The sequence below is a fragment of the Micromonospora sp. A3M-1-15 genome (assembly GCF_024213425.1).
Lineage (GTDB): Bacteria > Actinomycetota > Actinomycetes > Mycobacteriales > Micromonosporaceae > Micromonospora > Micromonospora chersina.
The window spans coordinates 162,878-186,036 of the sequence record NZ_JANAVK010000003.1; the positions used below are offsets into that span (position 1 = coordinate 162,878).

The 23,159-nt window shown below is 73.5% G+C and carries 15 protein-coding genes; 9 read left to right on the top strand and 6 right to left on the bottom strand.

Annotated features, from left to right (window positions below; translation table 11 throughout):
* Positions 1-75: 75 nt before the first annotated feature.
* The 7 genes from NLX85_RS16040 to NLX85_RS16070 all read left to right on the top strand — a co-directional run bounded on the left by NLX85_RS16040 (position 76) and on the right by NLX85_RS16070 (position 9,562).
* Positions 76-1,752 carry an ABC transporter substrate-binding protein gene (locus NLX85_RS16040; protein ID WP_254335807.1) on the top strand — a complete coding sequence of 559 codons (1,677 nt, stop codon included), beginning with the start codon at positions 76-78 and terminating at the stop codon, positions 1,750-1,752.
* A 74-nt stretch (positions 1,753-1,826) separates the two neighbouring features.
* Positions 1,827-2,993: an ABC transporter ATP-binding protein gene (locus NLX85_RS16045; protein ID WP_254335808.1), complete on the top strand. Its 1,167-nt coding sequence runs from the start codon at positions 1,827-1,829 to the stop codon at positions 2,991-2,993.
* On the top strand, positions 2,990-3,967 hold the full coding sequence (locus NLX85_RS16050) for an ABC transporter permease (RefSeq protein WP_254335809.1): 978 nt from the start codon (positions 2,990-2,992) through the stop codon (positions 3,965-3,967). Before NLX85_RS16045 ends, NLX85_RS16050 begins: the two co-directional genes overlap by 4 nt.
* A gap of 3 nt (positions 3,968-3,970) precedes the next feature.
* Positions 3,971-5,008 (top strand): ABC transporter permease, encoded by a 1,038-nt coding sequence (locus NLX85_RS16055; RefSeq protein WP_254335810.1) that lies wholly within the window; start codon positions 3,971-3,973, stop codon positions 5,006-5,008.
* Between the two features lie 55 nt (positions 5,009-5,063).
* The gene (locus NLX85_RS16060; protein ID WP_254335815.1) at positions 5,064-6,056 is read left to right on the top strand and encodes an ABC transporter ATP-binding protein; all 993 of its coding nucleotides are present in this window, start codon (positions 5,064-5,066) and stop codon (positions 6,054-6,056) included.
* Between the two features lie 47 nt (positions 6,057-6,103).
* Positions 6,104-7,519, top strand: coding sequence for a GH1 family beta-glucosidase (locus tag NLX85_RS16065; RefSeq protein WP_254335817.1), 1,416 nt, complete (start codon positions 6,104-6,106; stop codon positions 7,517-7,519).
* Positions 7,520-7,672: 153 nt separating this feature from the next.
* A complete protein-coding gene (locus NLX85_RS16070) occupies positions 7,673-9,562 on the top strand; it encodes a ricin-type beta-trefoil lectin domain protein (RefSeq protein ID WP_308210741.1) in 1,890 nt (629 codons plus the stop codon).
* A 59-nt stretch (positions 9,563-9,621) separates the two neighbouring features.
* On the opposite strand, the gene NLX85_RS16075 is transcribed toward NLX85_RS16070, so the two are convergent.
* The gene (locus NLX85_RS16075; protein ID WP_254335819.1) at positions 9,622-10,854 is read right to left on the bottom strand and encodes an ROK family transcriptional regulator; all 1,233 of its coding nucleotides are present in this window, start codon (positions 10,852-10,854) and stop codon (positions 9,622-9,624) included.
* Between the two features lie 164 nt (positions 10,855-11,018).
* Between NLX85_RS16075 and NLX85_RS16080 the strand changes: the two genes are divergently transcribed.
* Positions 11,019-12,383: a glycosyl hydrolase family 18 protein gene (locus tag NLX85_RS16080; RefSeq protein WP_254335821.1), complete on the top strand. Its 1,365-nt coding sequence runs from the start codon at positions 11,019-11,021 to the stop codon at positions 12,381-12,383.
* A 37-nt stretch (positions 12,384-12,420) separates the two neighbouring features.
* Here NLX85_RS16080 and NLX85_RS16085 read toward each other — a convergent pair whose 3' ends face one another.
* A complete protein-coding gene (locus NLX85_RS16085) occupies positions 12,421-12,885 on the bottom strand; it encodes an HAD domain-containing protein (RefSeq protein ID WP_254335823.1) in 465 nt (154 codons plus the stop codon).
* 63 nt (positions 12,886-12,948) lie between these two features.
* Positions 12,949-14,043 carry a nucleotide disphospho-sugar-binding domain-containing protein gene (locus tag NLX85_RS16090; protein ID WP_254335825.1) on the bottom strand — a complete coding sequence of 365 codons (1,095 nt, stop codon included), beginning with the start codon at positions 14,041-14,043 and terminating at the stop codon, positions 12,949-12,951.
* A 156-nt stretch (positions 14,044-14,199) separates the two neighbouring features.
* Between NLX85_RS16090 and NLX85_RS16095 the strand changes: the two genes are divergently transcribed.
* On the top strand, positions 14,200-17,535 hold the full coding sequence (locus NLX85_RS16095; protein WP_254335827.1) for a S8 family serine peptidase: 3,336 nt from the start codon (positions 14,200-14,202) through the stop codon (positions 17,533-17,535).
* Positions 17,536-17,609: 74 nt separating this feature from the next.
* Here the strand turns inward: NLX85_RS16095 and NLX85_RS16100 are convergent, their stop codons facing one another.
* From NLX85_RS16100 to NLX85_RS16110, 3 genes are all read right to left on the bottom strand, one after another.
* Positions 17,610-19,535 carry a BTAD domain-containing putative transcriptional regulator gene (locus NLX85_RS16100; protein ID WP_254335829.1) on the bottom strand — a complete coding sequence of 642 codons (1,926 nt, stop codon included), beginning with the start codon at positions 19,533-19,535 and terminating at the stop codon, positions 17,610-17,612.
* A gap of 122 nt (positions 19,536-19,657) precedes the next feature.
* On the bottom strand, positions 19,658-20,182 hold the full coding sequence (locus tag NLX85_RS16105) for a sigma-70 family RNA polymerase sigma factor (protein WP_254335831.1): 525 nt from the start codon (positions 20,180-20,182) through the stop codon (positions 19,658-19,660).
* Between the two features lie 113 nt (positions 20,183-20,295).
* Positions 20,296-23,109: a BTAD domain-containing putative transcriptional regulator gene (locus NLX85_RS16110; protein WP_254335833.1), complete on the bottom strand. Its 2,814-nt coding sequence runs from the start codon at positions 23,107-23,109 to the stop codon at positions 20,296-20,298.
* Positions 23,110-23,159 lie beyond the last annotated feature (50 nt).

Below are 23,159 nucleotides of genomic sequence, written 5' to 3' on the forward strand. Positions count from 1 at the left end.
GCCGGTGGTAACACCGCACACCCTCCATCCACCACATCCCGCCCCAGGATCGCGGGAGCACCGAGGGAGACCTCCATGAGAAGAAGGCAACTCCTCGCCGTCGCGCTGGCCGGCGCGATGGCCACCGGCGTCGCCGCGTGCGGCGACAGCCCGAACGCCAACAAGAAGAACGGCCAGGCGGCCACGGTGCTCAACGTGGGCATGCCGAACGGGCCGCAGGCCGAGAACAACAACCCGTTCCTCACCACGTCGGCCGCGGCCTCGCTGGGCTACCGCTGGCAGATCTACGAGCCGCTGATGATGTGGAACCCGGTGAAGCCGGCCGACCCGTTCAAGCCGTGGCTGGCCACCAAGGCCGAGTGGTCGCCGGACTACACCTCGGTGAAGGTCACCATCCGGGACAACGCCACCTGGTCCGACGGGCAGAAGGTCACCGCCGAGGACGTCGCCTTCACCTACAACCTCGTGAAGAAGTACCCGGCGCTGAACGACCAGGGCGTGCCCTACACGGACGCGACCGCCAGCGGCAACGACGTCACCATCAAGATGTCCAGCCCGCAGTTCGTCAACCAGCAGAAGGTGCTGTGGCGGGTGCCGATCGTGCCCAAGCACATCTGGGAGAAGATCAGCGACCCGACGACCGACACCGTCAAGCAGCCGGTCGGCAGCGGCCCGTACACCCTGAAGTCCTTCACCCCGGCCAGCATGACGCTGTCGGTGCGCGACAAGGGCTACTGGCAGGACCTGCCGAAGGTCAAGGAACTGCGCTACACCTCCTACACGGACAACAGCGCCCAGACCACCGCGCTGGCCAACGGCGAGTCGGAGTGGAGCTTCGTCTTCATCCCCAACTACCAGGCCGTCTTCGTGGCCAAGGACCAGGAGCACCACAAGGTGTGGGCGCCGGCGATCCTCGGCATCCACGGCCTCTACCTCAACACCACGAAGAAGCCGTTCGACGACCCGGCGCTGCGCCGCGCCATGAACATGGTCATCGACCGCGCCGACATCTTCACCACGGCCGAGGCCGGCTACTTCCACCCGCAGGTGAAGAGCGTGACCGGCCTGCCCAGCCCAGCCGGTGACGCGTTCATCGCGTCGGAGTTCAAGGGCCAGGAGCACAAGGTCGACGTCGAGGGCGCAAAGGCGCTGCTCACCGGCGCCGGCTACAAGCTGGAGGGCACCACTCTCAAGGACAAGACCGGCAAGCCCGTCACGATCAAGCTGACCGACCCGGCCGGCTGGTCCGACTACCAGACCAGCCTGGAGATCGTGAAGGACAACCTGTCGAAGATCGGCATCGCCGCGACGATCGACAAGGCCAACCAGGACGCCTGGTTCCGCAACGTCGAGCAGGGCAACTTCGAGGCGACCTTCCGGTGGACCGAGGGCGGCGCCACGCCGTACGACATCTACCGGACGATCATGGACGGCCGGCAGCTCAAGCCGATCGGCACCGCCTCACCGGCGGGCAACTTCGGCCGCTTCAACAACAAGGAGGCGACCGACGCTCTGGTCGCCTACGCGAGCGCCACCGACGAGGCGGCCCGCACGACCGCGATGAACACGCTCCAGAAGATCTTCGTGGAGCAGATGCCGATGATCCCGGTCGGCGCGGACAACATCGGCGGCGCGTACAGCACGAAGAACTGGACCGGCTGGCCGGACGACTCGAACCCGTACGGCGCCATGCAGCCCACCCAGCCCAACGCGGTGGATGTGGTCCTGCACCTCAAGCCCGCCAACGGCTGACCTGGCCAACCGCCTCCCCGGCCGGCCACCGGCCGGCCGGGGAGGCGCACCCCACGCTCAGACAGGAACTCGGCATGACGTTGAGCGAGAGCGCGGCGGCGCCGGTCGACGAGGTGGTGCTGGAGGCCGTCGGCCTGACCAAGCACTTCCCCGTCCGCAGGCGGCTGCGTGACCTCTTCTCCCGGACGCCGGCCGTCGTGCACGCCGTCGACGACGTGTCGTTCGCGCTGCGCCGCGGCCGGGTGACCGCGCTGGTCGGGGAGTCCGGCTCCGGCAAGTCCACGGTGGCGCGGCTGCTCGCCCAGATCTACTCCCGCACCGCCGGCGACATCCGCCTGCACGGCACCTCGACCCGGGTGCGCGGCGGCCGGCCGTTCCGGTCGTACGTGCGGCGGGTCCAACTGATCCTGCAGGACCCGTTCGCCTCGTTGAACCCGGTGCACACCGTCCGCTACCACCTGACCCGGTCGCTGCGGATCCACGGCAACGCCGGGCGCGGCGCCGAGGACCTGGAGGCTGCCCTCGGCAAGCTGCTCACCCGGGTGAGCCTCACCCCGCCCGAGCGCTACCTGGACGCGTTCCCGCACGAGCTCTCCGGCGGCCAGCGGCAGCGCGTCGCCATCGCCCGGGCGCTCGGCGCCGACCCGGAGGTGCTCCTCGCCGACGAGCCCGTCTCCATGCTCGACGTGTCGATCCGCCTCGGCGTGCTGAACCTGCTGCAGGACCTCAAGGACCGGCTCAACATCGCCATCCTCTACATCACCCACGACATCGCGTCGGCCCGCTACTTCGCCGACGAGACGATCGTGATGTACGCGGGCCGGATGGTCGAGGGCGGCGACAGCGAGACCGTCACCCAGAACCCGGCCCACCCGTACACCCGGCTGCTCACCGATTCGGCGCCCGATCCCGAGCGCATCACCGGCGACGGCGCCGGCGTCGACACGGCCGCCGGGAAGGATCGCGGCCAGGGCGAGCCGCCGAGCCTCATCGCCCCGCCCGCCGGCTGCCGGTTCCACCCCCGGTGCCCGAACGCCATGCCACGCTGCACCACCGACCTGCCGCCGCGACTGGACATCGGCGACCGGCCCGGCCACTGGGCGGCCTGCTGGCTCTACGACCCGGACACCGTCGCCGCCGACGCCCCCGGCTCCGCCGCGCCCGACGCCGACCCGGCCGTGCCACCGCCCCCGGCGGCGGTCGAGCGGGACGGCACCGCCAGCCTCGGGGAGGCACGATGAGATTCCTCCTGCAGCGCACCGCCTTCTACCTGTTCACGGCGTGGGCGGCCATCACGCTCAACTTCTTCATCCCGCGGCTGGTCCCGGGCGACCCGGTGCAGTCGCTCATCTCGCGCAACCAGGGCCGGATCAGCGCCGACGCCATCAACTCGCTGCGCGTGCTGTTCGGGCTGGACGCGAACGAGAACATCTGGCAGCAGTACCTCGACTACTGGGGTCAGCTGCTCCACGGCGACCTGGGGCTGTCGTTCACCTTCTTCCCCACACCGGTGTCGACGGTGATCGGTGACAGCCTGCCGTGGACGGTGGGCCTGGTCGGCATCACCACGATCATCAGCTTCCTCCTCGGCACCGCGCTCGGCGTCGGCGCCGGTTGGCGGCGCGGCTCCTGGGTCGACGGGCTGCTGCCGGCCACCACGTTCCTGTCGTCGATCCCCTACTTCTGGCTGGGTCTCGTCGCCATCGCCGTGTTCACCGGGCCGGGGAGCTTCTTCCCGTCCTCCGGCGGCTACGAGGCGGGCCTCGTGCCGGCCTTCGACGCGTACTTCATCCCGAGCGCGATCAAGCACAGCGTCCTGCCCGCCGCCACCATCCTGGTCTCCTCGATGAGCGGCTGGATCCTCAGCATGCGCAACATGATGGTGACCGTCTCGTCGGAGGACTACATCACCGTCGCCCACGCCAAGGGCCTGTCGGAGCGCCGGGTCGCCCTGAGCTACGCGGCCCGCAACGCGCTGCTGCCGAACGTGTCGGGCTTCGCCCTGTCGCTCGGGTTCATCGTGGGCGGCACGCTGCTCGTGGAGATCGTGTTCTCCTACCCGGGCCTCGGTTACCAGCTCTTCCAGGCGGTCGGCTACAAGGACTACCCGCTCATGCAGGGGATCTTTCTGATCATCACGATCTCAGTGCTGGTGGCGAACCTGCTCGCCGACGTCGCGTACCTGCTTCTCGACCCGCGGACCCGAAAGAGCTGAGCGATGACCATCTCACCGTCGAGCATCGAGCAGGTCATCCCCGGTCAGGGGGCGATGGCCCAGCCGTCGGCCGCGCCGGGCCGGGCGAAGCGGCGCCGGTTCCGGTTCGTCGCCAACGCCAAGGCCGCGACCGGCCTGGTCATCCTGGGCATCTACTGCCTCTTCGCGGTGATCGGGCCGTGGGTGGCGCCGTACGACCCGGACGCGCGCAGCGCCGACGTGCTCCAGGCGCCGTCGCTGCGGCACTGGTTCGGCACCACCCACCTCGGTCAGGACATCTTCAGCCAGATCCTGGTCGGCGCGCGCAGCGTCATGGTGGTGGGCCTGGTCGCCGGCGTGCTGGCGACGATCCTGTCCATCCTCATCGGCGTGACCGCCGGCTACATCGGCGGCGCAGCCGACGAGGGCCTGTCGGCGCTGTCCAACGTGTTCCTCGTGATCCCGGCGCTGCCGCTGATCATCATCGTGACGTCGATCGTCGAGCAGGCCAGCGACATGCTTGTCGCGCTCATCATCGGGCTCACCTCGTGGGCGTGGGGCGCCCGGGTGCTGCGCGCCCAGACGCTGTCTCTGCGGCGCCGCGACTACGTCGAGGCGGCCCGGGCCACCGGTGAGCGGACCTGGCGCATCATCCTCTTCGAGATCCTGCCGAACCTCACCGCGATCATCGCGTCCGGCTTCGTGGGCACGGTCATCTTCGCGGTCATGTCGGAGATCACGCTGGCCTTCATCGGCATCTCGTCGATCTCGTCCTGGAACTGGGGCACCATCCTGTTCTGGGCGCAGGGCCAGCAGGCCCTCGCGCAGGGCGCCTGGTGGTGGTTCGTCCCGGCCGGGCTGGCCATCGCGCTGCTCGGCACCGCCCTCGCCCTGATCAACTTCGGCATCGACGAGTTCGTCAGCCCCCGGCTGCGCAGCGCCGGCAAGACTCGGATCCGCACCGCCGACGGCCGCACCGTACGCATGCGGGTCGGCTTCACCCCCGTGCTGGCCCCGACCTCCCGTGCGGTGCCGGCCCCCCGAGAGGAGGTCGCACCGTGAGCGCGAGGAGTGCAGCGGAGCGGAGCCCCGCAGTCGCGAACGAAGGAGGGCTCAAGTGACCGATCCGGTGCTGGAGATCCGCGGGCTGCGGGTCGACTACGGGCTCGGCGACGCGGCCGTGCACGCCGTCCGCGACGTCGACCTGACCCTGCACCGGGGCGAGGTGCTGGGGCTGGCCGGGGAGAGCGGCAGCGGCAAGTCCACCCTGGCGTACGGGCTGACCCGGCTGCTGCCGCCGCCCGGCGTGGTCAGCGGCGGGCAGGTGGTCTACCACCCGGTCGACGGCCCGCCCGTGGACGTGCTGACGCTGAGCCCGGCGCAGCTGCGCCAGTTCCGCTGGGCGGAGACGTCGATCGTCTTCCAGGGCGCCATGAACTCGCTCAACCCGGTGCACAAGGTCTCCACCCAGCTGCTCGACGTGATCAAGGCGCACGAGCCGAAGAGCACGGCGGCGGGCCGGCTGGCCCGGGCGCGGGACCTGCTGCGCCTGGTCGGCATCGCCGCCGACCGGCTGGACAGCTACCCGCACCAGCTCTCCGGCGGCATGCGGCAGCGCGTGATGATCGCCATGGCGCTGGCGCTGGAGCCGCAGCTGGTCATCATGGACGAGCCGACCACGGCGCTGGACGTGGTGATGCAGCGGCAGATCCTCGGCCAGCTCGCCGAGCTGCGGGAGCGGCTGGGCTTCGCGGTCCTGTTCATCACCCACGACCTGTCGCTGCTCGTCGAGTTCTCCGACCGGATCGCCATCATGTACGGCGGCCGGATCGTCGAGGAGGCGCCCGCCGCGCAGCTCTACCGGCGGGCCCTGCACCCGTACACCGAGGGGTTGCTGCACTCCTTCCCGGCGTTGCGCGGACCCCGCCGCGAGCTGACCGGCATCCCCGGCTCGCCGCCGGACCTGCGGGCCATGCCGGAGGGCTGCGCGTTCCACCCGCGCTGTCCGAAAGCGTTCGACCCGTGCGACACGAAGGTGCCGGCGCTGGGCGCCGCCGAACCGGGCCGGGACGTCGCCTGCTGGCTGCACCCGGTCGCCGCCTCCCGCTGACCCCCACCCTCCGTCCGACCGAACGACCCGCTACCGCGAGGAGAACCATGGACACCGACCTCACCCGCCCGGCTGCCACCACGGGGCAGGCCGACCCGATCGACAGCCTGCCGCCGACCTTCCGGTGGGGCGTAGCGACCTCGTCGTACCAGATCGAGGGCGCGGTGGCCGAGGACGGCCGGACACCGTCGATCTGGGACACCTTCTGCCGCGTCCCGGGCGCGGTGGCCAACGGCGACCACGGCGACGTGGCCTGCGACCACTACCACCGGATGCCGGAGGACGTCGCGCTCATCGCCGACCTGGGGCTGGACACCTACCGGTTCTCGGTGGCGTGGCCGCGGGTGCAGCCGGGCGGGCGCGGGCCGGCGAACCCGGCCGGGCTGGCCTTCTACGACCGCCTGGTGGACGAGCTGCTCGGCCGCGGGCTCGACCCGTGGGTGACGCTCTACCACTGGGACCTGCCGCAGGAGCTGGAGGACGCGGGCGGCTGGCCGCACCGGGACACCGCCTACCGTTTCGCCGACTATGCGGAGCTGGTCTTCGCCGCCCTCGGCGACCGGGTCAAGACCTGGACCACGCTGAACGAGCCGTGGTGCTCGGCGATGCTCGGTTACGCCTACGGCCTGCACGCCCCGGGCCGGCGGAACCTGGGTGACGGGATCGCGGCGGCGCACCACCTGCTGCTCGGTCACGGGCTGGCGGTGCAGCGGCTGCGTGCCGCGGCGGCCACGCCGATCGAGCTGGGCCTGACGGTCAACCTGTCCACCGCCGACCCGGCCACCGACAGCGCGGCCGACCGGGACGCGGCCCGGGCCGCCGACGGGCTGGGCAACCGGCTCTACCTGGACCCGGTGTTCCGCGGCGCGTACCCGGAGGACGTGGTGGCCGACCTGGCCGCCGAGGGGGTGCGCATCCCGGTCGAGGAGGGTGACCTGGAGGTCATCTCGGCGCCGATCGACGTGCTGGGGGTGAACTACTACTTCGGGCAGGTGCACTCCGGGGTGGACGAGCAGGGCCGGGAGCGGGACGACGACGGCCGGCCGGTGCGCCGGGTGATCCGGCGGGACCTGCCGCGTACCGCCATGGACTGGGAGATCGTGCCGGACTCCTTCACCGAGCTGCTGGTCCGGCTGCACCGGGACTACCCGGGCGTGCCCATGGTGATCACGGAGAACGGTGCGGCCTTCGACGACGAGCCGGACGCCGACGGGTTCGTGGCCGACGACGACCGGGTGGCGTACCTGGCCGAGCACCTGCGGGCGGTGGCCCGGGCCCGGCAGGCCGGCGCGGACGTGCGCGGCTACTTCGCGTGGTCGCTGCTGGACAACTTCGAGTGGGCGTACGGCTACGACAAGCGGTTCGGCATCGTCCGGGTGGACTACGACACCCAGCGGCGCACGCCGAAGCGCAGCGCGCACTGGTACCGCGACACCATCCGGCGGGTGCGCGGGGAGCGCTGACCCGCTGCTCAGCGCGGCCGTCCGGGCGGGACCCCGGGCGGCCGCGTCGCCGTGCCCACGGTCGGCCCGTGGGCACTTTTTTCATGCCTTGACATAAGCAGGTGGGGACGCTTTTCTCAGTCAAGAACATCGATTGACTTGGAAGGGAGCACGGTGTCCCCCACCACCACCCCTCGTCTCGCCGGCCGCGCCGTCCTGGCGCTCTGCCTCGCGGCCGGCACCCTCGCCCTCGCCCCGCCGCCGGCCGCGCAGGCCGCCGGCGAGACCGTCAACGTCTGGCTGACCACCACCTCCGACTCCGGCGGGCGGACCGTCACGCGGGGCCTGCAACAGCAGAGCCCGCTGAGCTTCGCCGCCACCAGCCCCGGCGCCACGCACACGATCACCGTCGACGAGAACACCCGCTACCAGCCGTTCGAGGGCGCCGGCGCCTCCATCACCGACACCACCGCGTACCTGCTGCGCGGCGGGCCGGTGAGCGCGGCCACCCGGGACGAGGTGATGCGCCGGCTGTTCAGCCCGACCGACGGCATCGGGCTGTCGTACGTGCGCAACCCGATCGGCGCCTCCGACCTCTCCCGGCCCGGCAACGTCTCCCTCGACGACACCTGCTGCGACCTGAACGACTTCGGCGCCAACGGGTACGACACCGACGTCGAACTGCTCACCGCGCAGGCCCGGCAGCTCAACCCGGCGCTGCGGGTCATGGTGGTGCCGTGGAGCGCGCCCGGCTGGATGAAGGACAACGGCCGGATGGACCAGATGGGCTGGCTCAAGTGGGAGTACTACGCCACCTACGCCCAGTACTTCGTCAAGACCATCCAGGCGTACGGGGCCCGGGGCGTGAAGGTCGACTACCTCTCGGTGCAGAACGAGCCGAACTGCTGCCAGTCGGGCAATCCCACGGCGATGGACTACCCGGGGATGAGCTGGAACTCCTCGGGGCTGGTCGAGCTGACCAAGAACTTCGTCTACCCGGCGTTCCGGGCCGCCGGCATCACCACGAAGGTGCTGGTGCACGACTGGAACTACGGCGACTACGGCACCATCGGCGCGGGGCTGCTCGCCGACAGCGCGGTGCGCACCGACCCGCTCTTCGGCGGCATCGCCTGGCACGGCTACTGGGGTGACCCGGCGGTCGGCACCCAGGTGCACGGCCAGTACCCGGCGGTGCCGCAGTTCAGCACCGAGCACTCCGGCGGCACCTGGATCGGCAACCAGCACAACGAGGACATGGCCGACATCGTGAACTACGCCCGGAACTGGAGCCGGAGCGTGGTGAAGTGGAGCCTCGCGGTCAACCAGTTCATGGGTCCGCACAACGGCGGCTGCGGCACCTGCACCGGCCTGATCACCGTGCAGGAGGGCGGCGCCCGCGCCGGCCAGGTCGACTACACCATCGAGTACTACACCACCGGGCACCTGACCAAGTTCGTCCGGCCCGGGGCGGTGCGGATCGACTCCACCGCCAACGGCACGGTGCAGAACGTCGCGTACCGCAACCCGGACGGGTCCAAGGCGCTGCTCGCGCACAACGGCGGCACCTCCGCGCAGTCGGTGAGGGTGGTCTGGGGCGGGCAGTCCTTCACCTACACCCTGCCGGCCCGCACCACCGCCACGTTCGCCTGGTCCGGCAGCCAGTCCGGCGGGGGCGGCACGCCGACCGGGCCGATCACCGGCATCGCCGGCAAGTGCCTCGACGTCACCGACAACTCCAGCGCCGACGGCACGCCGGCGCAGATCTGGACCTGCACCGGCGGGGCGAACCAGCAGTGGACCCGGGCCGCCGACGGCACCCTCCGCTCGCTGGGCAAGTGCCTCGACGTGGCCGGGGGCGGCACCGCCGACGGCACGAAGGTGCAGTTGTGGACCTGCAACGGCAGCCCCGCCCAGCAGTGGACCTGGACGGCCGCGCGGGACCTTGTGAACCCCCAGGCGAACAAGTGCCTCGACCTCACCGGCAACACCTCCGCCGACGGCACGAAGACGCAGATCTGGAGCTGCACCGGCGGGGCCAACCAGAAGTGGACGCTCCCGTCCTGAGCCGGGCCGGGCCGGTGGCGCTCCCGCCGCCGGCCCGGTGACTCAGCAAGTCCGTGGGCTCAGCGGGTGCGCGACCGGGGCCGCCCCGCCGGCCGCGCCGGCGCCGGGACCACCCGGGCGGCCGGCTCGCGCGGCACACCGCCGTCGCGCAGCAGCCGGGCCATCGGCAGGGTGGCCGCGCCCATCGCGACCGCGTCCGGTCCGAGCCGGCACAGCTCGATCGAGGTCTGGGCGTACGGCTGGCGCAGCGCGTGCCGCGCCGTCACCTCGCGGATCTGCGGCAGGTAGCGCTCGCCCAGGGCCAGACCGGCCCAGCCGCCGAGCACCACCCGCTCCGGATTGAAGAGGTTCACCAGGTTCGCCACCCCGGCGCCGAGGTAGCCGACCGTCTCGTCGAGCACCTTGGCGGCGGTGCGGCTGCTGGCGCGCAGCAGCTCGCCGAAGGCGCTCTCCTCGTCGCCGCCGGCCGCCGGCCGCCCCCGGTTGGCCTGCCGGAACCGGTCCAGCACCCCCTCCGCCCCGACGTACGCCTCCAGGCAGCCGAGATTGCCGCAGCGGCAGCGCCGGCCCCCGTACACGATGGTGGTGTGCCCCCACTCGCCGGCGCTGCTGTGCGCGCCGCGGTAGCCCACGCCGTCGGCCACCACGCAGGCCCCGACGCCGGAGCCGACCAGGGCGACGACCGCGTGCCGGACGCCGCGCCCGGCGCCGAACCACATCTCGGCCTGGCCGAGGGTCTTGGCGCCGTTGTCGATGTGCACCGGGATGTCGGTGCCCGCGCGCAGCATGGCGCCGAGCGGCACGCCGTCCCAGCCGAGGGTCTGCGCGTGCACCACGGCGTCGGCCGTGCGCTCGACGGTGCCGGAGACGGCGACGCCGAAGCCGAGCACCGCCCCCGGGTCGACGCCGGCCTGCTCGACCACCGCGGCGAGGCCGTGCAGCAGGTGGTCGGTGACCTGCCGAGGGTCGGGCTCGGCGGCCGCGATCGGATACTCCGCCTTGGCCAGTGCGGTCATGGCCAGGTCGAAGAGTTCGACCTGCACCCGGGTCTCGCCGACGTCGGCGCCGACCAGGTAGCCGTAGCCGGGTGCGACCCGGAGCAGCACCCGGGGGCGGCCGCCGTCGGACTCGACCGAGCCGGCCTCCTCGACCAGGCCCTCGGCGATCATCTCGCCGACCAGGTTGCTCACGCTGGCCAGGCTGAGCGCGGTGGACTGCCCCAGCTCGTGCCGGCTCAGCGGGCCGTCCAGCCAGATCCGGGTGAGCAGGACCGACCGGTTGGCACGACGCATGTCGCGCACGGTGGTGCGTCTGGCGTCCACGTCCGCCGCCGTCCTCTCCCGGCCGCCCCCGGCGGCCTGCTTCACGCCGTGAACCAAGTGCTGACAGACTACTGCGCATTTACATTTAACAAAGTTAACTGCTAGCCTCCGGCGCATCGATGAGGAGGTATGTCATGCGACTTCGACGACGGCTGACCGCCGTGCTCGGCGGCGCCCTGCTGCTCGCCGTACCCACCGCCCTGCCGGCCGCCACCGGCCTGGCCGCCTCCGCCGCGGAGACCGCGCTGGTCTCCTGCGCGGGCGTGCCGGCCTGGGCCGAGGGGGTGACCTGGACCGCGGGCAGCCGGGCCACCTACGCCAACCGGCTCTACCAGGCGCTGGTCACCCACACGCCGCCGGCCGGCGCGGGCTGGACCCCACCGGCCACACCGGCGCTCTGGAGCGACCTCGGCGCCTGCGGCGCCGGCACCCCGTCACCGACCCCCACCACGAAGCCGCCCTCGCCCACCCCCACGCCCACCACCTCCCCCTCCCCCACGGCGACGCCCACCCCCACCCCGACCACGCCGCCGCCCGGCGGGACCACCTGCGCCCTGAAGTCGCGGCCCGCCGGCAAGGTGCTCCAGGGCTACTGGGAGAACTGGGACGGCGCGGCCAACGGCGTGCACCCCGGCATGGGCTGGATCCCGATCACCGACTCCCGGATCACCGCCCACGGCTACAACGTGGTCACCGCCGCGTTCCCGGTGATCCGCTCCGACGGCACCGTGCTCTGGGAGGACGGCATGGACGCCGGCGTCAAGGTGCCCACCCCGGCCGAGGTGTGCCAGGCCAAGGCCGCCGGCCTGACCGTCCTGCTCTCGATCGGCGGCGCGGCCGCCGGCATCGACCTCGGCTCCAGCGCCGTCGCCGACCGGTTCGTCGCCACCGTCGTGCCGATCCTCAAGCGGTACAACTTCGACGGCATCGACATCGACATCGAGACCGGGCTGACCGGCAGCGGGAACATCACCCAGCTCTCCACCTCCCAGGCCAACCTGGTGCGGATCATCGACGGCGTGCTGGCGCAGATGCCCGCCGGCTTCGGGCTCACCATGGCCCCGGAGACCGCGTACGTCACCGGGGGCAGCGTCACCTACGGCTCGATCTGGGGCGCGTACCTGCCGATCATCAAGAAGTACGCCGACAACGGCCGGCTCTGGTGGCTGAACATGCAGTACTACAACGGCTCCATGTACGGCTGCGCCGGCGACTCTTACCCGGCCGGAACCGTGCAGGGCTTCGTCGTCCAGACCGACTGCCTCAACACCGGCCTGGTCGTGCAGGGCACCACCATCCGCGTCCCGTACGACAAGCAGGTTCCCGGCCTGCCGGCGCAGACCGGGGCCGGCGGCGGCTACATGGGCCCGTCGCTGGTGGCGCAGGCGTGGAACACCTACCGGGGCGGCCTCAAGGGGCTGATGACCTGGTCGGTCAACTGGGACGGCTCGAAGGGCTGGACCTTCGGCGACAACGTCAGGACTCTCCAGGGCCGCTGAGGCCACGCGGGGCCCCGCAGGCGCGCGGGGCCCCGCGTCATCCGGTGAGCCAGTCCCGGATAGCCGCGTAGTCCGCGTCGGTGAGGCCCCGCCGGGGATCCACCCGGTAGGCGAGGACCGGCGCCGGATGGTGTGCCGCCAGCCAGGCGCCGTCGGTCGCGCGGATCTCGTCGTCCACCCAGACGAAGGGTCGCCCCGCCGCCCAGTCGTGCAGGGCCCGGGTCTTCCAATGCAGGCCGTCCGCCGCCCCGTCGGCCTCCGGCCATTCGACCACCGGCAGATCGGGCAGGCCGAGGCGTCGGCCCACGACGTCGTTGGCCTCCGCCAGCCAGGTCGTCGCCCAGACCAGATCGCAGGGCAACGCCCAGAGCCGCGTGCCGTGCCGGGGATCCAGGCGGGCCAGCAGTGGGTTGCCCGTCCCGGCGACCGGGGTGGGCCGGTCCCCGCCGAATGGAATGAGCGGTCCGTCGACGTCGAGGAAGAGCAGGGGGCGGTCGGTCATCGCGCTGACCCTAGCGCTGCGTGGCCCGCCGGAACCCACTCCTGCCAGCGCAGCCTCCGGGAATCACCGGCGGAGGGCGGTCAGTTCGGGCACCACGTCGGAGGGCAGCGGCATGGCGGCCATCTCGTCGCGTACCGCGCGCGCCGCCTCCGCGAGCGACGCGTCGGTGACGAGCCGGTTCAGGACCTCCGGCGTGATGGCCCGGGCCCTCACGGCGAGACCGGCGCCCCGCCGCGCCACCGCCTCGGCGTTGTGCCGCCGGTCGCCCGGCCCCGGCACCACGAGTTGCGGCACGCCCGCCGCCAGACCGCCCAGCACGCTGCCCGCCCCGCCGTGGTGCAGGTACGCCGTCGCGTACGGGAGCACCCGGTCGAGCGGCACGCGGCCGACCGTCCGGACGTTCTCCGGCAGCCGCGGCAGCCGGCCGGGCGGCCGGACGAGCACGATGTCGGCGTCCACGGCGGGCGCGGCCGCGATGATCGCCGCCGTCGGGTCGCCGCCGCCCGGACCCGCGACGGTGCTGCGGCTCACGATGATCCGCGGTCGCTCCCCGGCGCTCCGCAGCCAGTCCGGCACCTCTCCGCCGCCCGAGTAGGGCACCGCCCGCATGGCCAGTCCGGGTCTCGGCCCGGTCAGGCTGGGCGGTGACACGGTGATCGTGGCCGCCGGCGCGCCGATCCGGTGCCGCCTCATCGGTCCGCTCGCCGCCACGGCCGCGACGAGATCGCCGGCGCGGAACAGGTTGTTCTCCTGCACGACGCCGGGGACCCCGACGCGCTCGGCGGCGACTCCCCCGGCCACGCCCAGCGGCTCGTAGACGACCAGGTCGGGCCGCTCCCGCCGGGCCAGCGCGACCACCGCGTCCACGAACGTGGCGTTCGCGGTGCCGAACAGCTCACCGACGACCGCGGTGCCCGCACGCCCGGCCAGTTCCCGTCGGGCCAGCAGCGGATGTCGCAGGAGCACCCGGCCGGCGATCCGCCCGAACGCGAAGCCCGGCGCGACGTCGTACGCCGCCAGGCCGCCGAGGTCGACGGTGAGCGCGTCGCCGCCGCTCGCGACCAGCACCTCGTGGCCGGCGTCCCGCCAGGCGAGGGCGAGCGGGACCAGCGGCAGCATGTGCCCCTGCAACGGCGCGGAGACGACCAGGACGCGCATTTCCCCATTAGACCGAACGACGATCGTCGCCGCCGACCCCCGCCGGCCTTCCCTCGCGGCAACCAGAAGATGTGACCCAGGTCACTCGGATGAACTTTCACCCCGACGTCACGTCCGGAGCACCCGGATACCTCTCGCGTTCATCCAGGGAGAATCATGCGTTCAGTTCGCACATTATCGGCGCTGGCACTGGTGGTGCTGGGCGTCTCGATGGCTGCTCCGGGCGGTACACCCGCGTCGGCGCAGCCCCGGGCCGCGAAGCCGACGACCCCACCCGCGGTCGCGTCCAAGCCCCGGACCGTCACTCTGGTCACCGGCGACGTCGTCCACCTCGGCACCGTGAACGGCCGGACGACGGTCGACGTCGTTCCGGGCAAGGGACGGGAACGGATCCCGTTCATCACCCACAGCGCCGGCGAGGACGTGCGGGTCATCCCCGCCGACGCCGTCGGCCTGCTCAACCGGGGCAAGCTCGACGAGCGGCTCTTCGACGTCTCGACGCTGGTCGGCTTCGGCTACGACGACACCCGGGCCACCCTGCCGCTCATCGTCCAGCACGGTGGCGCGGCCCCCGCCGGCCTCGCCGGCGCCCGGACCACCAGGCAGCTCTCCGGAGCCAGCGCCGTCGCGGAGAGCCGCGCGGAGGCGGTCTCCTTCTGGAACGACCTCACGTCCTCCGCCGGTGGCACCGAGCGGCGGCTGCGGGCCGGGTTCGACAAGATCTGGCTCGACGGGCTGCGCCACCCCACCCTCGACGTCAGCGTCCCGCTGACCGGCGCGCCGCAGGCCTGGCAGGCCGGCTGGACGGGTAAGGGGGTGAAGGTCGGCGTGATCGACACCGGCGTCGACCAGACCCACCCCGACCTGGCCGGCCGCGTCGCCGCCGCGGAGAACTTCACGGCCGACCCGGACACACTCGACCGGGTGGGCCACGGCACCCACGTCGCCTCCACCATCGCCGGCACCGCGGCCGCGTCGCAGGGCCGGTTCAAGGGCATGGCGCCGGACGCGACCCTCTACAGCGCCAAGGTCTGCACCGAGGTGGGCTGCCCGGAGTCGGCGATCCTGGCCGGCATGACCTGGGCGGCGCAGCAGGGCGTCAAGGTCGCCAACATGAGCCTCGGCGGCACGGACAGCCCGGAGACCGACCCCATCGAGGCCGCCCTGGCCGACCTCACCCACCGCTACGGCGTCCTCTTCGTCGTCGCCGCGGGCAACGACGGCGAGGCCGGCGAGTCCACGGTGAACTCGCCCGGCAGCGTGGACGAGGCGCTGACCGTGGGCGCCGTGACCAAGACGGGCGAGCTGGCCGAGTTCTCCAGCCGGGGCCCGCGCAGCGGCGACGCCGGCGTCAAGCCGGACGTCACCGCGCCCGGCGTCGGCATCCTCGCCGCCCGCAGCTCGACCTCCGACCTGTGGCCGAACGACGAGAACCCGCAGTACACCAGCCTCAACGGCACCTCCATGGCGACTCCGCACGTGGCCGGCGCGGCGGCGATCCTGACCCAGCAGCACCCGGACTGGACGCCCGAGCGGATCAAGTCCACGCTGATGGCGGCCGCGCGGCCGAGCGCCACCATCGGTGTCTACGAGCAGGGCGCGGGCTTCCTCGACGTCGCCCGGGCGACCCGGCAGACCGTCACGACCGACCCGGTCAGCGTCGCCTTCGAGCGGACCACGACCGCGCAGCAGCACACGATCACGTACGCGAACAGCGGCTCCTCGGCCCTCACCCTGGCGCTCTCCCTCGACGCCAGGGACGCTGACGGCGCCCCGGCGCCGGCCGGCCTGTTCGGCCTCGACGCCTCCTCGGTGACGGTCCCGGCCGGCGGCACGGCCACCGTGACCGTCACCGTCCAGGCCGGCGCCGGCCTGCCCGACCACTACTTCGGCGGTGAGGTGACCGCCACCGGCGACGGCGTGCAGGTGCAGACCCCGGTCGCGCTCGACGTCGCCCGTCACCGGCTGAGCCTCAAGCTCGTCGGGCCGGACGGCGGCGCGCCCACGGCAGAGCAGGGCTGGGTGACCCTCCTCACCGACCTGGACCGGCAGACCACCATGGTGTTCGACGACCCCACGACCACCACGTACCGGGTACGCGCGGGCCGCTACCTGGTCCAGACCTACCTGCTGACCGGTGACCCGTTCCTCCCGGACGTCACCTCGCTGATGCGCCCGAGCCTCGACCTCACGACGGACCAGTCGCTCACCATGGACGCCCGCCTGGCGAAGCCGGTCACGGTGACGGTGCCGAACCCGAAGGCCACCGCGGTCCACCAGGAGTTCGGCTGGACGATCCGGACCGAGCAGCCGCAGATCTGGGGCAGCAACGACCCGTTCGGCGTGGTGATGGGCCTTCCCCTCGACCACGTGCGGACCGCCCAGATCGGGTCCGGCAGGACGCCCGGCTTCGTTTCCTACGTCAACGGGATCTGGGGTCAGGTGGCCGAGGACGGCAGCCTGCACAACAGCCCGTACGTCTACCGGGTCTACTTCTACGAGCCGGAGAGGATGATGACCGGGCTGACCCGCAGGCTGCGCCCGGACGACTTCGCCACGGTCCGCTCCCGGGTCAGCGCGGACGTGGCCGGCGTGCCGGTCTCGCGGACCGCAGTCGCGCACGCGCCCGGCAACTCCCCCATCTACCGGGACGAGCGCAACATCCCGCCGAGCTTCAGCTACGACGCGCCGGGGACCATCACCGAGTACTACAACCAGGACAAGAAGGCGGTCTGGCAGTCGACCTCGTCGCAGCTGCGGTACACGTACTACGAGTCGCCGTGGACCAGCTTCCGGCCCGGGCGCACGTACGACGTGAAGTGGGCCAACGGGGTGGCCGGGCCGGTCTTCCCGGAGCCGAACTTCGGCCAGCAGTTCGCCACCCGCTACTGGGGTGACGTCCTGGGCGGGCCGGGGCCGCTGCACGGCGACGGCAGCGGGCACATGGGCTTCCGGCATCCCCGCGGCGGCAGCGTGGACGTCAGCCTCTACCGCGACGGGGTCAAGGTCGGCGACGCGAACCAGGTGCCCTGGGTGTGGAACGTGCCCGCGGAGAAGGGTGACTACCGCCTGGCCGCGACCTTCCGCAGCGACCCGGCGTTCACCCTGTCCACCGTGGTCGACGCGGAGTGGACCTTCACGTCGGCGCACGTGGGCGACGGCGATCTGGTGAAGCTGCCGATGACGGCGATCCGGTTCTCCCCGGAACTCGACATCGACAACCGGGCGCCGGCGGACCGGATGTTCGCGATCCCGGTCTCGCTGGACCGTCAGATCGGGGCGGCGCCGGGCCGGACCAGGACCCTGACCGTCGAGGCGTCGTTCGACGACGGTCAGACGTGGCAGCGGCTGACCGTCCAGCGGTCCGGCGAGAAGGCGGTCGCCTGGGTGCGCAACCCGGCCGGCACCGGCTTCGTCTCGCTGCGGGCCGCTGCGGCGGACACCGGGGGCAACACGGTCAAGCAGACCATCATCCGCGCCTACCGGTACTGAGAACGGCCCCGGACGCGCCGCCCACCGGCGCCGCGTCCGGGGTCACCGGCAGCGGGGCGGGGCGGGTGCGCCGCCTACGCGCTGAGCCGGTGCTGGTCGTGGACCCGCTCGACGGCCGCGGCGCGCTCGGCCGGGTCGTCCTGCTCCTCCCCGAGCTCCACGGCGTAGGCGCGCAGCAGACCATGCATCCGCCACCGACCGTCGCCGGGCTGGATGAGCAGCTGCGCCCCGAGCTCGGCGAGCAGGCCCCGGGCGACGCGCGGGGACAGGCCGCCCAGGGCGGCCGCGGCTTCCGTGCTCAGCTCGCCGGTCGGGTGCAGGGGCAGCAGCCGGAAGAGCCGCGCCGCCTCGGGCGTCAGGGCCCGGTAGGACCAGGAGAAGGCCCTCTCCAGATCGGCGTGCGCGTCCCCGAAGCCGGCCAGCCGGCCCTCGGCGCCGGCCAGCTCACCGGCGACCGCGTGCAGGGTGAGCCCGGGCCGGCCCAGGGTGCGGGTGGCGACCAGCGCCAGGGCCAGCGGCAGCCCGCCGCACCGCGCGACGATCTCGTCGACGGCGGCCGGGTCGGCGGCCGCCGCGTCGCCGAGCCAGCGGGTGAGCAGCTCCCGGGCCTCGGCGTCGGTCAGTGGGTCGAGGTGCAGCGGGTGGGCGCCGGCCGGGCCGCCCACGCCGGTGACCCGGCGGCGGCTGGTGGCGATGACGAGACTGCCCCCGGCGCCGGGCAGCAGGTGCCGGACCTGGTCCCAGTCGCGGCAGTTGTCGAGCAGGATCAGCATCCGGCGCTCGGCCAGGAGGCTGCGGTAGAGGCCGGCCTGGGCGTGCGGCTCGGCCGGGATGGCGGCCGGCGCGACCCCGAGGGACCACAGGAAGCCGCGCAGCGCCTCCGTCGGTGGCATCGCCGTGCCGCCGGAGTCGAAACCGCGCAGGTCCGCGTGCAGCTGCCCATCGGGGTAGCGGCCGGCCAGCAGGTGGGCCAGGCGCACCGCGAGGGTGGTCTTCCCGACGCCCGGCATGCCGTCGATCACCAACGCGGTGGGCTTCCGGCCTCCGGCCAGCAGCTCCGCCGCGGCCGCGACGACACCCCGCCGGCCGGCGAAGTAGGGGTGGTCGGCCGGCAACTGCGCCGGCGGCTCGGCCCGGCCCGACTGCGGCAGGTCCGGCCAGAGGTCGGCCTCCGCGCCGCCGGGCGCCGCTGCGGGCCCGAGGACCGCCGGTCCGACGCCGCGCCCCGGCCGGGAGCCGTCGCCCGGCACGTCGTGGTCGAGCAGGCTGTCCCGGGCCGCGCGCAGGTCGGCGCCCGGCCGGATGCCCAGCTCGTCGGCGAGCCGGCGCTCGACGTCGGCGTACGCCGCGAGGGCCTCGGCTCGCCGGCCGTCCGCGGCGAGCGCCAGCAGCAGCCGCGCCCGCAGTGCCTCGTCCAGCGGCTCGTGTTCGGCGGCCAGCCGGATCGCGGGCAGCACCGTGTGGACGCGCCCGGCCCGCAGGGCCGCGTCGGTCGCCGCCCGGACGGCCGCGGCCCGCTCACCGTCGACGGCGACGAACTCCGGGTGAGCCGGACCATCGGCCCGCAGGTCCGAGGCGCACCGGTCCCGCCACAGGGCCAGCGCCTCCCGGTAGAGCTCCACGGCGGGCTCGCCGGAGCCGCCACCGGCCCGGGCGACGAGGTGGCGGAAACGCAGCAGGTCGAGGGACGCCTCGTCGATCCGCAGCCGGTATTCCGCGCCGTCGCGGATCAGCACCGAGCCCGCTGCCCGCGTCGGCAGGCCCGGCTCGAAGCGCCGCCGGAGCATCCCAACGTGCCGGTGCACGACGTTCACCGCGCTGGGCGGGGGTTCGGACGGCCAGAGCAGGTCGACGAGTTCGGTGACGCTGACCGCGCCGCCGGGCCGGGCGAGCAGCAACGCCAGGACGAGCCGCTGCTGCCGGGTGCCCAGGTCGATCTCGGAACGGCCGCGCCAGGCCCGGACCGGGCCGAGCACGGCGAAGGAGAGGGGGCCGGTCATCCCGGTGCGCGCCGGACAGGGCTGGTTGCCACGCCCGTCATAGCAGCGCAGGGCCGGCGCCCCGGGACGGGCGCGCCGCGGGGATGTGACCTCCGACTCACCGTCCGGCGGCGCATTCCCGATCAGGCCGCGTCGAGGCCGGTGCGCAGGGCGCGCAGCGCGTAGTGGGTCCGCGACTTGACCGTGCCGATCGGCACTCCCAGCCGGCCCGCGACCTCCTCCGGTGACCGCCCCACCAGATACACCTCGGAGAGCAGGCTGCGCTGCGCCGGGCTCAGCCGGCCGAGCGCGTGGCGGATGGCGTACGCGGCGAGCGCGGTGCCGGTGGTGTCGTCACCCGCCGGAATCCAGGTCATGTCGACGAGATGGACCTCGGCCGGGCGACCCCGGCGCAAACGGACGCCGTCGATGACGAGGCGCCGGGCGACGGTGAGGAGCCACCGGCGGGCGGCATCGGGCTCGACGGGCACCGAGTCGAGGTGCCGCCACGCGCGCAGCAGCGTCTCCTGGAGCAGGTCCTCGGCGGTCTGCCGCTGGCCTCGGGTCAGCACGAGCAGGAGACGCAGCACCGCGCGGGCGTGGTCCGCGTGCAGCGCGGTCATGCGCTCGGCCCGGCCGGCCGGTGATTCCAGGGGTGCCCGTAGCACGATGTCTCCCCACAGGCAGGAGCAGCGGTGAATGAGGCCCGAGCCTAGGGACGAGCGATGCCGATGGACTGATCCGTGAGTGCGGATCGAGTGCCGTCGCCGACCGCGATCGGTCACGAACCCGGCGTGAGCGCCGCGAGCAGGCCGGCCAGCCGCCGGCCGGTGCGGCTCTGCGCGTACGGGATCAGGGCCAGCGCCTCCTGCCACGCGCGTACCGCGGCGTCCTGGTCTCCGCCGGCGGCGAGGGCGTCGCCGACCAGCGCCAGCACCTCCGCGGCCGGCGCCGCGGCCGAGGCCTCCTGGTAGGCGACGGCCGCCTCGCGCCAGCAGTCGACGGCCTTCCCGGGCTCCCGGCGGGCGGCATGCACCCGGCCGAGCACCTCCCACGCCTCCGCGACGCCCAACCGGTACCGCGCCGCGCGCGACAGCGCCATCGCCTGCTCGGCGCCGCGCAGGGCCTCGTCCTCCCGGCCCAGGTCGACGCAGCTCCCGGCCATGATCACCAGGACGTCGGCGAGCAGCTTGTCGTCTCCGGCCGTCCACGACTCCAGCACGGCGGACAGCGCCCGGACGACCTCCGCGTGCCGCCCCTGCGCGCTGAGGATCATGGCCCGGTTGATCCCGGCCCGGGTCATCTCGCCGTGCAGGCCGAGCCGGGCGAGCAGCTCCAGCGCCCGGTCGAGATGCCCGACGGCGATCTCGTGCTCGTGCCGGAAATAGGCCGCCCCGGCCAGGCTGCGGTGCATCCGGGCCTGGCCGATCAGGTCCCCGCCGGCCCGGGCCGCATCGAGGGCCACCTCGCCGGTCGCCGTCCAGTCGGCCCAGCGGCCGCTGCGGTCGAAGAAGTGCTGCATGCCCAGGGCGAGCTGCCAGGCCTCGGTGTGCCGGCCCTGCCGGGCGGCCCGACGGACCAGCGCGGTCAGGACCTGCCGCTCGGCGGTGAACCAGCGCATGGCGTCGCCGTGCCCGGCGAAGCGCAGCGGTGTCTCGCCAGGCCCCGGCTCGATCAGCGGATGGTGCTCGGAGGTCAGCAGCCACCGGTGCGCCTGGTAGCTGGTGGCCCGGTAGAACTCCAGGCAGCGCAGCTCCGCGGCGGCGCGCTCGGCGGGGCCGTCGTTCTCCTCGCCGAGCTCGGCGGCATAGGCCCGCAGCAGGTCGTGGGTGCGGTAGCGGTCCGGCAGGTCCTCGCTGACCAGGTGCGCGCGGCTCAACTCGCCGAGCAGTGCCCGCGCGGTCCGCAGCGGGACGCCGGCCAGGCCCGCCGCCGCGGCGGTCGAGATGTCGGGGCCGGGATGGACCGGCAGCAGCCGGAAGAGCCGGGCGGCCGGGGCGGAGAGCGCCTCGTAGGACCAGGAGAAGACGGCACGCAGGCCGGTCTGCGGGTCGTCGCCGTCGAACCCGTCCAGGCTCCCGGGCGCGCGGGCCAGCTCCGCGGCGATCTGCGCCGGTGGCGTCCCCGGCCGGGTGGCCGCGCGGGCCGCCACCACGGCCAGCGCGAGCGGAAGCCGCCCGCAGCTGGCGATGATGGCGTCGATCGCGGCCGGGGCCGCCGCGAGGCGGCCGGCGCCGAGCGGCCGTACGAGCGCCGCGCGGGCCTCCTCGACGCTCGGCAGGCCGACCGGCAACGGGTGTGCGCCGGCCGTGGTCAGCAGGATGCTGAGCCGGCTGCGGCTGGTGACGATCACGAGGCAGCCGGGGCCACCCGGCAGCAGGTGCCGGATCTGCTCGGCGTCCCGGCAGTTGTCGAGCACGATCACCATGCGCCGGCCGGCAAGGCTGCTGCGGTACATGCCCGCCTGGGCGTGCAGCTCGGCCGGGATGCCCTCCTGGGGCACCCCGAGGGAGCCGAGGAAGCCGCGCAGCGCCTCCGCGGGGCTCATCGCCGGCTCCCGCCCGTCGTATCCGCGCAGGTCGACATAGAGCTGCCCGTCGGGGTAGGCCGCGGCGAACCCGTGGGCGAGGTGGACCGCGAGGGCCGTCTTGCCGATCCCGGGCATGCCGTCGATCGCGAGCACCGCCGGCCCGCCCGGGCGCGCGACCGCGGCGCGGGCCTCGGCGATGAGGTCGTCCCGGCCGCTGAAGAAGGGCAGGTCCGGCGGCAGCTGCGCGGGCCGGGGAAGGGACGGCGCCGACCCGGTACGCACCGGCCGGATGCGCTGGTGCAGCAGCCGGTCGTACGCCTCCCGCAGCTCCTCGCCCGGATCGATGCCCAGGTCGTCGGCGAGCCGGCGGCGCACCAGCCGGTACGTCTCGACGGCTTCGGCCTGGCGGCCGTCGGCGGCGAGCGCCAGCAGCAACCGGCTGTGCAGCGACTCGTCGAGCGGGTGCTGCTCGGCGGCCCGCCGCAACGGCGCCAGCACCGCGCCCAGCCGGCCGCAGCGCTCGGCGGCGTCGGCGGCCTCGCGCACCGCCTGGACGCGTTCGGCCTCCACGGCGAGGAACGCCGGATGCCGACGGGAGGCAGGTTCCAGGCCGGCGGCGCACCGGCCGCGCCACAGCCGCAGCCCGTCGAGGGAATGCCGCAGCGCCGCCTCCGGGTCGCCGTCCCGCAGGCGGTGGCCCGCGAGTCGGCTCAGCGACCGGAACGCCAGCAGGTCGAGGGACTCCTCGTCGGCGCGCAGCCGATAGCCCGAGAGGTCCCGGAGGATGTGCCGGCCCGCCGACCGGGTGGGCAGGCCGGGCTCGAGCAGCCGCCGGAGCGCCCCGACGTGCCGGTGCACGACGTTCGCGGCGCTGGCCGGCGCCTCCTCGTCCCAGAGCAGGTCGACCAACTCGCTCAGCGAGACCGGGGAACCGGCCCGGGCCAGGAGCAACGCGAGCACGAGGCGTTGCTGGCGGGCGCCCAGGTGCAGCTCGGCGCCGGCGCGGGTGACCCGGACGGAGCCGAGCACCGAGAAGCCGATCGTGTCGCCCTCCGCCGCCCGCACAGCGGCAACGGTAGCGGGCCGACCTGCCACGACCTGCGGTCGGGCGCTCG